This is a genomic window from Rhodococcus sp. EPR-157, assembly GCF_001647195.1.
In the GTDB taxonomy this organism is placed as follows: domain Bacteria; phylum Actinomycetota; class Actinomycetes; order Mycobacteriales; family Mycobacteriaceae; genus Rhodococcoides.
Genome location: NZ_LVCV01000222.1, coordinates 1 through 12699, shown reverse-complemented (window position 1 = coordinate 12699; position 12699 = coordinate 1). Strand labels below are relative to the sequence as shown.

General features: G+C 64.8%; 10 protein-coding genes. 7 read left to right on the top strand and 3 right to left on the bottom strand.

From position 1 onward, the window contains the following. Positions 1 to 220: 220 nt before the first annotated feature. The gene (locus tag A2J03_RS10145) at positions 221 to 1507 is read left to right on the top strand and encodes a YibE/F family protein (protein ID WP_068372941.1); all 1287 of its coding nucleotides are present in this window, start codon (positions 221 to 223) and stop codon (positions 1505 to 1507) included. Between the two features lie 8 nt (positions 1508 to 1515). Here A2J03_RS10145 and ald read toward each other — a convergent pair whose 3' ends face one another. After that, positions 1516 to 2598, bottom strand: coding sequence for an alanine dehydrogenase (ald, locus tag A2J03_RS10140; protein WP_068372938.1), 1083 nt, complete (start codon positions 2596 to 2598; stop codon positions 1516 to 1518). A gap of 113 nt (positions 2599 to 2711) precedes the next feature. On the opposite strand from ald, the gene A2J03_RS10135 reads away from it, so the two are divergent. Continuing rightward, on the top strand, positions 2712 to 3242 hold the full coding sequence (locus A2J03_RS10135; protein WP_068372935.1) for an Lrp/AsnC family transcriptional regulator: 531 nt from the start codon (positions 2712 to 2714) through the stop codon (positions 3240 to 3242). Here A2J03_RS10135 and A2J03_RS10130 read toward each other — a convergent pair. Further along, a complete protein-coding gene (locus A2J03_RS10130) occupies positions 3239 to 4870 on the bottom strand; it encodes an Hsp70 family protein (protein WP_068372932.1) in 1632 nt (543 codons plus the stop codon). The two genes, A2J03_RS10135 and A2J03_RS10130, sit on opposite strands and share 4 nt — an antisense overlap. A 109-nt stretch (positions 4871 to 4979) precedes the next feature. Then, positions 4980 to 6350 carry an Hsp70 family protein gene (locus tag A2J03_RS10125; RefSeq protein ID WP_068372929.1) on the bottom strand — a complete coding sequence of 457 codons (1371 nt, stop codon included), beginning with the start codon at positions 6348 to 6350 and terminating at the stop codon, positions 4980 to 4982. Positions 6351 to 6679: 329 nt separating this feature from the next. Here A2J03_RS10125 and A2J03_RS10120 point away from each other — a divergent pair, with 329 nt between their 5' ends. The 5 genes from A2J03_RS10120 (at position 6680) to A2J03_RS10100 (ending at position 12569) form a co-directional block, all read left to right on the top strand. Continuing rightward, on the top strand, positions 6680 to 6937 hold the full coding sequence (locus A2J03_RS10120) for an acyl carrier protein (protein WP_068372947.1): 258 nt from the start codon (positions 6680 to 6682) through the stop codon (positions 6935 to 6937). Between the two features lie 6 nt (positions 6938 to 6943). Beyond that, complete coding sequence (locus tag A2J03_RS10115) at positions 6944 to 8095, top strand: acyl-CoA dehydrogenase family protein (RefSeq protein ID WP_068372926.1); 1152 nt, start codon at positions 6944 to 6946, stop codon at positions 8093 to 8095. Next, positions 8095 to 9036, top strand: a complete 942-nt coding sequence (locus A2J03_RS10110) for an amino acid--[acyl-carrier-protein] ligase (protein ID WP_068372921.1) — start codon at positions 8095 to 8097, stop codon at positions 9034 to 9036. The genes A2J03_RS10115 and A2J03_RS10110 overlap by 1 nt, the downstream gene beginning before the upstream one ends. Positions 9037 to 9099: 63 nt before the next feature. Beyond that, entirely contained in the window at positions 9100 to 10914 is a 1815-nt protein-coding gene (locus A2J03_RS10105; RefSeq protein WP_082897746.1) for a serine aminopeptidase domain-containing protein, read from the top strand. Beyond that, entirely contained in the window at positions 10911 to 12569 is a 1659-nt protein-coding gene (locus A2J03_RS10100; protein WP_068372915.1) for a lipopolysaccharide biosynthesis protein, read from the top strand. Before A2J03_RS10105 ends, A2J03_RS10100 begins: the two co-directional genes overlap by 4 nt. Positions 12570 to 12699: the final 130 nt, after the last annotated feature.

Here is a 12699-nt window from a genome sequence, read left to right as displayed (position 1 = left end):
AGGGAAAGTGGTTGAAAAGTGATCTAAAAAACATCGCGGCGACGCACCACTTTCGCCAGATCGTCTGTAGATTGGCCATGGCACCTTGTGTGCCCGAGCACTGGTCGTACCCCACCCCCCCCGGGGCGATCAGGAAGGTGGCGGGGGACGCCCCCCCTGCTCCCCGCCACCGAGCTCCACACGCGTTCCTACCGAAATCGCTAGCCACTAGCCTTGCACCGTGGAGTCACACGGTCATGGACACGGACACAGCAACGCACCAGCGCCACTCGGGCCCGTTGCAGCACGGATCGTCATCGGACTGCTCGTCGCCATCGGAGTTGCCGTGATCGCAGGCGCTGTCGCGCTGTGGCCGAGCCAGCAGAGCATCGAGGTCCCACTTCCGTTTCAGACCTCCGGAGGCGGATCCGTCGAGACAGAAGCCGGAACCGTGGTCTCCCAGGACATCGGTGCATGCGGCAGCGGATCGGCGGGCCGAGTGTTCACCGGTAGCCCGACGCCGCCTGTCGGTGGCGGCTACGAGTGCCAGCGCAGCATCGTGACGATCGACTCCGGGCCGAATGCCGGAACCCGAACCCTGATCGAGATTGTGCCCGGGCCAGGACAACCCGACATTCGCACGGGGGAGAGCGTTCGCCTGGTTCGCCAGACCGACGCGGAAGGCACCACGCAGTACTCGTTCAACGACTTCGCCCGAGGACTCCCGCTCGCCATCATCGTCGGAGTCTTCGCACTCGTGATCTGCATCGTGGCCAGATGGCGCGGTTTCCGAGCACTGCTCGGGCTGATCATCGCGTTCGGCGTACTCGTCGGATTCATGCTGCCCGCGCTGCTCGACGGACAACCCGCGATACCGGTGGCTCTCGTCGCCGGTTCGATCATTCTGTACGGGGTGCTCTATCTGGCGCACGGGATCAATCTGCGCACGAGTTCTGCTCTACTCGGCACTCTCACATCGATGGCGCTGGCCGCCGTGCTGTCCTACGTGGCAATCCGTATGACGCATCTGACCGGACTGTCCGAGGAACAGAACACCAACGTGCAGGCCTACATACAGCAGGTGAGCATCACTGGCCTGCTGCTGGCGGGCTTCATCATCGGTTCGCTCGGCGTCCTCAACGACGTCACCATCACCCAGGCGTCGGCCGCGTTCGAGATCGCGTCGGCCGACGCAACGGCGACCCGACGGCAGATATTCTCGTCGGCGATGAGGGTCGGCCGGGACCACATCGCCAGCACCGTCTACACCCTCGTCCTTGCCTATGCGGGCGGCGCACTTCCACTGTTGTTGCTCTTCAGCGTCGCTGGACGATCGATCCAGGACGTCCTCACCGGTGACGCCGTGGCGATCGAAATCGTGCGCTCGTCCGTCGGCGGGATCGCGTTGGCCCTGTCGGTCCCGTTGACGACGGGAATTGCCGCACTGCTCGCGCGCCCCGGTGGCGTCGGACCAGGAACCGCCCGGGCAATGCCGGCCCCGAAGAAGTCGGGCCGGCATTCTCGGTAACCCGCTTCTCAGGCGAACGCAGCCGCGACCGACTCCGAGAGCAACACGCCCGCATGGGTGCTGAGGCCGTTCTTCAGGCCGGGGTCGGCCTCGCATGCCGCTTCCCAGCCCTTGTCCGCGAGCGCGACGACATACGGCAGCGTCGCATTCGTCAACGCGTACGTCGACGTACGCGGAACCGCGCCCGGCATGTTGGCGACACAATAGAAGACGGACTCGTGGACGCGGTAGGTCGGGTCGGCGTGCGTCGTCGGGACCGAATCCTCGAAGCATCCACCCTGATCGATGGCGATGTCGACGAGCACCGAACCCGGCTTCATCCTCTGAACGAGGCTGTTGGAGATCAACTTCGGGGCTTTGGCGCCGGGCACCAGCACTGCACCGATGACCATGTCGGCAGCCAGCACGGCCTGTTCCAGCTCCAACGCGTTGGAAACGATGGTCTTGACGCTGCCCCGGTATTGATCGTCGATGGACCGCAACGCAGCGACATTCAGGTCGAGCACGGTGACGTCGGCGTGCATGCCGTGGGCGATCGCGACGGCATTGCGTCCCGAGACGCCTGCGCCGATGACGACGACGTTCGCCGGCCGCACTCCGGGGACGCCGCCCATGAGAACTCCGCGGCCGCCCCCGCTTGCCATCATGTGGTACGCCCCGGCCTGCGGTGCGAGCCGCCCGGCGACCTCGCTCATCGGCGCCAGCAGCGGCAGCGACCCGTCGCGTCCGGTGACGGTCTCGTAGGCGATCGAGGTGGTACCCGACGCCAACAGTGCATCGGTGCACGGCTTCGACGCAGCGAGGTGCAGGTAGGTGAACAGAACCTGGCCTGTGCGGAGTCGGGAGTACTCCTCGGCGATCGGTTCCTTGACCTTCAGCAACAGATCCGCGGCCTCCCAGACCTCGTCGGCGGAAGTGATGATCTGTGCACCCGCTGCTTTGTAGTCGGTATCGGAGAACGACGATCCCGAACCCGCTTCGGTTTCGATGATGACTTCGTGTCCACGCGAGACCAATTCGTGCACGCCTGCCGGTGTGATGGCCACCCGGTATTCGTGGTTCTTGATCTCGCGGGGAATTCCGATCTTCATGATGTGACTCCTATGCGGTTCGGCGGAATTGCCTGTTCGAGGGATTGTCACAACTATGAATTAAATGCAGAAAACCGACAACAGATGTGAATATAATTCTGTAAGCTCGGTTGATGACGGTCAATAGTTCATCTCCGGGTCGCAACAGCACCCGCCCGTCGAATGATGTTCGGCACGTCCAGCTCGACCACATCGACCACATCTTGATCGACGAACTTCGCCGGGACGCCCGCATTCCCAACAACGCGCTCGCCGCCGCGGCTGGGATAGCACCGTCGACCGCGCTGGGACGCGTCCGATCACTTGTCGAACGCGGTGTCATTCGCGGCTTTCATGCAGAAATCGACCCCGAGGCGCTCGGGCAAGGCATCCAGGCCATGATCTCCGTGCGACTCCAAGCCGACGCCCGGAAACGAATCAGCGAGTTCGGAAAACAGATCGCCGCGCTCGAGGAAGTGCAGAACATCTACTTCATCGCCGGCGCCGACGACTTCCTCGTTCAGATCGCGACGGTGGACACTGCAGCGCTACGAAACTTCGTCGTCGACAATCTGAGCGCACATCCTGCGGTCTCCGCGACAGAGACGATTCTGATCTTCGAGCACGTTCGCCCCCGAAACAGCGCGTCGCGTTCCGAAACCTAGGGCGCAGGCGGGAACAGCGGCGGAATGGTCGGCAACGTGAAGTCGGGCAGACCGGGGATCAACGGAGGCGGCTCAGGAGCAGGCGCCGGCGCTTGCTGGGTCGGCGCGGGCGCTTCCTGGGTGGTCTGCTCGGCGGTGGTCGGTGAATCCACAGTCGGCTCGGGCTCGACCGGCACCACAGCCGCAGTCGTCTCGGGTGGCGGCGGAGCGACCGGCGCAACCGGAGCACTCGGAACCGCCGGTGGCGTCGTAGCGGCCACGCTCGGCGCAGGAGCATCGGTCACTGCGGTGTCGACGACGGGCGGTGCGCTGCTCGGCCGCAACAACAGAAAGCCGGACACCGCGACGATCGCCGCTGCAGCAACTCCGACGATCGACCAGGCACGCACCCGACGACGCGTGTACTCGGCGATGGTCTCACCGTCGTCGTCCTGGTAGTCCGCGTCCAACCAATACACGTTCTGCAGAGCGAAATGGGAGGCAGAGGCGGGCTGCTCCGGAGATTCGGGCTCGGGCGTCGAAAGAGAAGGAGGCACGGGAGGAAGCGAGGCAGTGCGTTCCGATGAGCCGACCGCCGCAGCAGATGCGCTCACGAGCGGCGGCAGCGCAGTCGGGAGACTGTCACGCGAGATGGAGATGGTCGGCGTCGCGTCCGTCGGCCTCGGCGATACCAGAGCCGACCGATCACTGGTTCCGTTACCGACCGTGGCTGCAACCGCCGGGCGCGCGCGGTCAGCCACCCCACCCTCGGCCGGTCTGGCCGACAGCGCGGCACCGCGGGCCGCGACGGACTCGGGCTCGTTGGGGGTCAGCGCGGGTAGGTCGAGCGACACTCCGACGCGCTTGCGGACCAATGGGATTCGCGAGCCGCCGCCGACCAGGACGACCGCGTCGATGGGGACGTGGGCACCTATCAGCACATCGCGCGCGAACTCGATCGACCGATCGACCTCGTCGGCGATCAACGTCTCGTAGCTGTCACGAGACAGGAGGATCATTCCGCTCTCGTCCGGCAGACACACCGCATCGTTTCCGGACAGCCGTTCCTTGGCCACCCGGCAGCGACGGGTGAACAGGTCGATGTCGGGCGCATCGCTCGGCTTGCCCAGACGGTCGAGCTGATTGTCACGCAGGATCGCGTCGAACTGGTCCCCGCTGAACTCGGTGCTGCGACGGGTGACGATCACCCGGCGCGCAGCGAGGTCGACGACGCTGACGTTGAGACCGGAACTACCGAGGTCGTACAACGCGACCGTCGAGTATCCGGCGGCTTCGCCACTCGCGATCAGGTATTCGACGACCGCTTCGACCTCGTTGACGAGGCGGTAGTTCTGCAGATGCTGATGTTCGAGCGCTCTGTGCAGGGTGTCGGCTTGATGCGCGTCTCGATACGCAACGCCGGTCGCCATCTGCCGTTCGGTCTCGGCCGCGACAGCACTGATCGACTCGGCCGCGAGATACTCCACGTCGTCGTCGACGGTGTCGATGACCTGATTCCGAAAGAACAGCTGTTGGGGAGCCTCGAGCACACGAGCGGACGACATGAGGGATGCGACGGCCGTTCCGTTGCGCGGCAGCGCCATACGTACGGCGTGGGCGCCCATGGACACCCCCAGCAACACGGTCATCGTTCCTGCCTCACTCGAACAGTCTGCGGACGGACGCGGAAGTCCGCCCGACCCGCCACGCTACCGGTAGTTCAGGCGCGGTGTGCCGTGGCCCTTCCGCGCCCGACCGTCAATTCCCGACGTCCAGCCCGGTTCCGGAGCCGAAACCGACTTCGGCGAATTGCTCGTCGTCGAGTTCGGTGCCATCGGTCTCGGGCGTGATGTCCTCACTGTTCACCTCGCCGGAAATCCCCTCGGGATCGGCCGGCGGGGGCGGGAGAGCGGGGGCCGGAATCGCAGGCACCTCGGCGGGCGGCACACCTTCGGCGACCGAGATGTCGCTCGGCGTACCGCCGACAGGCTCGACACCGATCCCAGGCGGTGGCGGGGTATCGCCGCGAAGGAAGACCACGGCCCACACCAGGAGCACGACGGCCCCGACCCCGACCAGCCCAGCAGCATCGCGCACCGACCAGCTGATACGACGGCGGGACGGCGATCGGCCGGGAGCAGGAGCGGCAGCAGGGCGCGCGGGCGCCGGTGCCACCGCGTCCGGAGCGGGCGCGACGACCCGCAGAGGCGTCGTCGGAGGTTCGAGGTCCTCGTCCGCATCGACGGTGAGAACCATGTCTTCGTACTGGTCCTGTAATGGTTCACCGCCGAGGTACTGCTCCTGCTCCTCGAGCACGTCGTCGAGATCGAGGTGCGGCGATGACGGCTGCGCTTCGAGCGCCGCGCCTTCGACGATGACGGAGTTGGGCGAGTCGGGCAGGACGAGCGGAACCGTCCACTCCTGCTCGACGAGGGCCTTGACCAGCGGGATCCGCGCTTGTCCGCCGATGAGGAGGACGGCGTCGGGTTCGTCGGGAGCTGCCCAGGCGAGAGTCTGCAGGAGCGTCGAAGTAACGGCCTCTTCGAATTCTTCGCGCGTGAGCAGCATCGGGCCGTTGCCCGGAGCACGGACGCCCGCCGAACTGGAGATCAGTTCCTTCAGTTCACGGAAGAACGCGCGGTACTCGCGTTCGGCGTCGATGCCTTGTGCAGGGGGAAGAATGCCCTTGCTCATGACGAGGCGTTCGACGACGTCGTCGAGCACCTCGCCCGACAGTGCAGCGCGCCGAGCGGACCGCGTGACCTGTCCTGCTGCGACGTCGAGGGTGAACGCCGACGTGCCGTACCGACCGAGGTCGAGCACGAGAAGTGCGCGCGCGCCGGCCAGAACATCGACGGAACGGGCGTACGCGAGCAACGCGGCACCCTCGCCGACCATACGAATCGTGGAGGTCTCGCCGGTGTCCAGCGAGGCAAGTAGCGACTCGACCGCATCGACGTCTCGACCGGTGAGCACGACGTCGTCGAACGGTCCGCAGTCGACAAGCTTGCCGTTCAGGTGCCAACTGGCTCCTTCGGCATCAATCGAGTCCTCGACACGTTGCCCGTCCCGAAAGTACGAGATGCGGACGGCGTCCGACTCCACGGCCACGCCGCAGACTCCACCCATCGGCTAGAAATTCCTTCGACTGTTTCGAACCCCGACCTGTTCATCACTCTACTGGCGCTCGGCTGTTCAACTTGCCCTACTCGACCGTCGACGGGCCAGTAGTGCGTCGTTCGACACACCCCCTGGGCGCATACACCCAGGTGAACACAAAGCCTGTAAAAGATTGCATCAGCAAACTACACTCTCGTGGCAACGCGATAAAACAATCTAAGATATTGTTTGGGTGGGTCTGGGGAGACTGCTGGGTGTCGAACGGTCGTAGCCTTCGACCCACGGTCGCGATCGAGGCCGACCGGTCTCGGTATCAACGAGATTCGGTGGAGGTTCGCATGGAGACGCTCAACTCTGAAGATGTCGCACGAGTTCGGGACGTTCTGGACAAGTTCGGAAAGCTGCCGGTATCGGCCGCTGACCTAGATTCCAGCGCGGACCTCTACGACAACGGCCTCACTTCCCACGCCAGCGTCAACGTCATGATCGCGCTGGAGGACGAGTTCGACGTCGAGTTCCCGGATACCATGCTGCAGAAGTCCACGTTCGGCAGTGTCGATGCCATTGCCGCCGCTCTCGCACAGCTGACGGACTGATCGCCGGTGACCACCGTCTACGACACCGACACACTCGCTGTGTCCGAGGTCCTCGCCATCCTGCGTGAGCATGCAGACGCAGTCGACCGTGACGCACGTTTCCCGGCCGAGTCGGTCGACGCAATGCGCAGAGCAGGCCTGCTCGCTGCGGGTATTCCCGTCGAGTTCGGCGGCGGTGGACAATCTCTGACCGAACTCGCAACCACCGCGCGTGCTCTCGGCGCCGAGTGCGCATCCTCGGCCATGATCTTCGTGATGCATCAGTCTCAGGTCCTCAGCATCGTCCGACACGGCAAGTCCGACGCCATGGAGTCGCTGCTGAGACGTATTGCCGCTGAGCAGCCCCTCGTCGCGTCCGCGACAACCGAGATCAACATCGGTGGCGACGTACGCACCAGCAGCTGCGCCGTCGAATACGACGGCGAGCGAATCACGCTCTCCAAGACCGCTCCGGTCATTTCCTACGGCGAGTACGCACAGTTCGTACTTGCCACGGCACGGCGTTCGCAGGACAGCCCGCCGAGCGATCAGGTTCTCGTCGTATGCGAGAAGCCGAACGTCGAGCTTCGCAAGATCGGCGAATGGGACACGCTCGGCTTCCGCGGAACCTGCAGCCCTGGGTTCCAACTCGAAGCAACGGCGACGACGTCGAACATCCTCGGGGACAACTACGGTGACATCTCCTCGCAGACGATGCTGCCCGCGGCGCACGTCCTGTGGGGTTCGGCGTGGCTCGGCATCGCCGACGCCGCGGTCGCCAAAGCTCGAAAGTCGGTGCGTAAGTCCGCGAGCCGCACCCCCGGCGAAACGCCGCCTGCCGCGTTGCGACTCGCGGAGCTCTACGTCGTCCACGAGCAGTTGGTCGATACCGTATTCGGTGCCGCGGCCAAGTTCGAGGCCATCGCCGACTCCCCTGCCGAACTCGGTGCCATCGGGTTCGCCGTCAAGATCAACAATGTGAAGGTGACGGCGTCGACGCTCGTCATCGACATCGTCGGAAAGGCCCTGCAGATCTGCGGCATATCCGGCTACCGGCAGGACGGCGATCTCAGCGTCGGCCGTCACCTCCGAGACGCCCACGGGTCGGCCATCATGGTCAGCAACGAACGAATCCTCGGACACAATTCCCAACTGGCGCTCGTCTACAAGGGGAAGTAATGACCGCGACGCAGGACATCATCGCCAGCGAACTCGACACCGCCCGTTCACTTTTCCGTGACGAACTGGTGGAAGCGGGCCTGCTCGTCCCGAGCTCGGTCGAAGGGCTCTACGGACGCTCCGGCGAGTTCGAGGACATCATCGACACCATCGACGACCACGTCAAGGCAGCCGGTGCCGCAGAGCACGGCTACTCGGCACCGAGGTTTCGCTTCCCTCCCGTCTTTCCACGGGAGGCATTCGAACGCACCGACTACATCGCCTCGTTCCCCAACCTGACGGGCGCGATCAACACATTCGACGGCGACAACAAGGCCCACGCGGCGTTGCTGGCCGATCGTTCCGAGGGCAAGGACTGGGATCACCATCTGGAGTCCGCCGGCACGATGTTGGTGTCGGCAGCATGCCACCCGTCGTACTCGATGATGACCGGCACCCTGCCCGACGAGGGTCGTCTGCTCGACATCTACGGATACTGCTTCCGGCACGAACCGGCCGTGGATCCTGCTCGCATGCAGGCATTTCGGATGCACGAGTACGTTCGAGTCGGAACACCCGACGAAGCAATCGCACACCGCGAGCGGTGGGTGGGCCGCGGTCTGCAGGTTCTCGCCGATCTGGGACTCGAAGCCGAAGCGGTCATCGCGAACGACCCGTTCTTCGGGCGCGCCGGCCGGATGCTCGCAGCGAACCAACGCAACGAAAACCTGAAGACAGAGCTCGTCGTCAAGCTCTACGGGGATCTCGACGACGGCACCGCAGTCGTCTCGTGCAACTGCCATCGCGACCACTTCGGTCACACCTTCGACATCAGGACAGCCGACGGCGAGCCCGCGCACAGCGCGTGCGTCGGATTCGGCATGGAGCGAATCGCGTTGGCGATGTTGCGCACTCACGGTCTCGATCGCCGTCGCTGGCCGGCCTCACTCGCGGTCGGATAGAGCGCAGGCAGATAGCCCGGGCAATCCCCGCACCACCCCGTCGACACGACAAGGACAATCCCAGTGAGCAGTCGAGACACCGCTGTGCGGAGCACGGACACGAGCGCGTCCCACACCGCCCCGTCCACTGCCGCGGGAAAGTATTCGACGTGGTTCGGTGCGGAGTCGTCGAGCCTGCTCGGGACCGTGCACGTACCGGCGGGCGGGCGGGCGCGCGGCGCCGTCGTGCTGTGTCCGCCGCTGGGGAAAGAACAGGTCGACTCGTACCGAGGCCTGGCTTTGCTTGCACAAAAGCTCTGTGCAACAGGACTTCTCGTCCTTCGATTCGATTATTCGGGAACCGGAGACTCACACCGCGCACAGGACGAGGCTGGTGCCGTAGAACGTTGGCAGGCCAGCATCGACACTGCGGTGCAGTTCGTTCGACGCTGCGGACCACAGGACGTAGCCCTGGTCGGTCTTCGCGCCGGCGCGCTGCTGGCGACGTCGGTCGCGGAACGGAACGGGCCGCTCACCGGTCTCGCGCTGTGGGATCCGGTCGTGCGTGGACGCTCGTACCTCCACGAGCAACGGGCGTTGTACTCGGTCAGCGTCACCCAGGATTCCGAAAAGGATCCCCGGGTGTCCATCATCGGCGCTGTTCTTCACCCCGATTCCGTGCCGGCGTTCGGGGCACTGGACGCCACGAAACTGCCGCCGCTCGGGTGCCCGGTTCTCGTCGCAACGAGACCTGAACGCGGTGACGCAAAGCCGATCAGAGCCGTCGTGAAGAACCAGAACGCCGAAGAACACACCCTGTCCAAGCACGAACTGTTTCTCGAACCCAGCGACTTCGAGGTGGTGCTTCCGACCGAGGACATCACGCACCTCGCCAAGTGGGTCGGCAACTGCTTCGACGGCGTCACGACGGATGTGCACGTCCCGCTCCGAAACACCGCAGTGACAGGAGACGGCGACGACACCGTCACGGAAACAGTGGAACTGCTCGGACCGGCACGGCTGTTCGGCATCAGAACCACGTCACCGCGGTGCATTCCGGCGGGACCAACCGTCGTGTTCTACCCGACCGCCAACGAGCACCGCGTCGGACCCGTCCGTAGTTGGGTGGAACTGTCGAGAACGCTTGCAATGCACGGCGTTTCCACTCTCCGGTTCGATCGACGCGGCACCGGGGAGAGTGGCGTGGTCGAGGACGACGAGATCACCAGGCTCTACAGCGACGAGGGCAGCGAGGACGCGCTTGCCGCGGTTCACGCTGCGGGCACGTCGCCTCACAACGTGATGGTATCCGGAATGTGCTCGGGCTCTTGGTATTCGAGTTACGCTGCGCGGGAAATCGGCGTCAACTCCGCGGTGCTGCTGAACACCCTCGACTGGACGACTCGCCGGCTCGAATTCGTCAAGCGTGCGTCGATGCACAACGAGGACACGGGCCTCGCCAGCACAGCCCTCGACCGTCTGCACGATATCGGTGTCACGGTGAAGAACAGTCTGCAGTCGTCGATGCCGTATCCGCTGTGGTTCTGGCTGGGTACGCGCGGACTCATCCAGGTCCCCGAGATCTCACTGCGCAAGCTGGAAGCGAAGAACGTCCGTACCACTGTTCTTCTTTCGCCGACGGACACCGCATGGTTCATCGCCAATCGTGGGCCGGAAGGCATGAACCGCCTTCGTGGGAAGCGGGCGACGCGCAGGAGGAAGACCCAGTCGACGTCTCCGGCCGTCGTGAAGTCCTACGCAGGTGGCGACCACTCGCTCTACGGACGCGATCTTCGAGAGACGGTCCGAGGTGAACTTCTCCGTGCGGTGTCGGATGCATTCGACGTGGAGATCAGCGCGCCTGCACCGCCGGTACCAGTGGATTGGACCCCTCTGTGAAGCATCGCGCGCCCAAGGTCGCGCCTCCGCAGCATCACAACCTGGAACGGCTGGAGTGGTATCGAATCGAACCGGTGCACTGGGACATGGGTCTCATGTCGCACACGATGCCGATCCAGCAGATCCAAGCCGAGAACCCGTACGTCAGCGAACGGGTTTCGTCGGATCTCCCGCCCGAGCAGGAGGCCTCGGCCGATACCAAGAGCTCCGACCGAAACCTTGCCCTCAACTCGCTCGCCATGATGCTCTCGACCGTCATCACCGGCGGTCTCGGTCTGCTGTTCTGGGCCACCGCCGGGCGTCTGTATCCGGTCGCCGAGGTGGGGAGCGCGTCCGCCGTCATCACCTCCGCGGTCATGTTGTCCACGCTCTCGAACCTGAGTCTCGGTTCGATGTTCGAGCGCTTCCTGCCGATCTCCGGATGGTTGGCCCGGTCGTTCGTCATCCGGGGTTATCTGACGGTCACCGTCTTCGCCTTCATCCTCGGCTTCGGTTTTCTCCTCGTCGCGCCCGTGGACGAAATGTTCACCACCACGACCGAAATCGTGTCCTTCCCGGCGTTCGTCGCAGTTCTGTCGGTGTTCGCGCTGCAGGACCAGACGTCCTCCGGCCTTGGAGTGGCGCGCTGGGCCGCGGGCAAGAACGTCTTCCACGCGGTCGTGAAGTTCGTGCTGCTCCTCGCCCTCTTCACCACCGCACGCAGTACCTCGATCATTGCGGCCTGGGCCATTCCGGCCCTCATCGCGTCGGTCATCCTGCTGCGGTCGATACTGCGAAATCTACGCACCGAGCCGCGGTACCACGTCGCCCCTGACCTGCCCCCGAAACGGGAACTGTGGTCCTACTTCGGTTCCGCCTACGGCATCACCGCGCTCGGATCCCTCGCCCCGCTGCTTGTCCCGATGATCGTCGTCGCGACCCTCGGCGCCGAGGACAACGCATACTTCTCGCTGACCTGGTCCATCGTGAGCGCGCTGTACATCCTCATCAGCGTTCTGGTCGGTCCGTTCGTCGCCGAGGTGGCGGCCAACCCAGAGCAGTTCGGACGCTTGACCAAGCGATTCATGTCGATGGTGTGTGTCGTGGCGCTGGGCGGCTCGTTCTTCCTCGCCTTCCTCGCGCCCATCGGTCTCGGCATCGTCGGCCAGGAGTACCGCGAACACGGAACGATCATCGTCCACCTGGCAGCACTGACGATCCCGCTGTCGGTCATCGGATCTCTCTACGACGGCCTCGCGCGCGTCCAGCGTCGGATGCGCCTCGCAGTGGTGGTCCAGGTGGTGGCCACGTCGATCATCATCGTCGGCTCGCTGGCGCTGTCGGACTCGCTCGGCATCGCTGCGGTCGGTTGGGCGTACCTCGCGGCCGAGGCATTCGGTGCCGTCGTCTTGATCGTTCCGCTGATCCGGTGGATCCGCGAACTCTCCCAGCGCGGAGGCACGCCCCCATCCGACGACGCGGTCCCTCCCGGACCGCCGCCTCCGGTCGGACGCAACGGTCCACCCGCGACGGGGCAGGGCGAGTACCAGAACGGCCGCACGCGTGAGTACAGCACAGCAGGTTCGCACCACATTCGTACATCGCCGCGGCGTCCGGGAACAGCCCGCTTGCACAGCCCCTATCGAAATCCGGCACCGGGAAGAGGTACGCCATGAGCCCAGTGAAGTACACAGCCAGCGCCATCGACATGCTGCGATCCGAGGCCCGAATCATCTGCGTACTCGGCCCGGCCGACTTCGGCGGGCTCGCTCGCATCAAGGAACGCCTCGGCCGGCTGGCATCCGC

Excerpts from the sequence above, each read along its gene's own strand:
- A2J03_RS10130 (WP_068372932.1), bottom strand. The coding sequence starts at position 4,870 with ATGACCGTGTTGCTGGGGGTGTCCATGGGCGCCCACGCCGTACGTATG.
- ald (WP_068372938.1), bottom strand. The coding sequence starts at position 2,598 with ATGAAGATCGGAATTCCCCGCGAGATCAAGAACCACGAATACCGGGTG.
- A2J03_RS10135 (WP_068372935.1), top strand. The coding sequence starts at position 2,712 with ATGACGGTCAATAGTTCATCTCCGGGTCGCAACAGCACCCGCCCGTCG.
- A2J03_RS10110 (WP_068372921.1), top strand. The coding sequence starts at position 8,095 with ATGACCGCGACGCAGGACATCATCGCCAGCGAACTCGACACCGCCCGT.
- A2J03_RS10125 (WP_068372929.1), bottom strand. The coding sequence starts at position 6,350 with ATGGGTGGAGTCTGCGGCGTGGCCGTGGAGTCGGACGCCGTCCGCATC.
- A2J03_RS10120 (WP_068372947.1), top strand. The coding sequence starts at position 6,680 with ATGGAGACGCTCAACTCTGAAGATGTCGCACGAGTTCGGGACGTTCTG.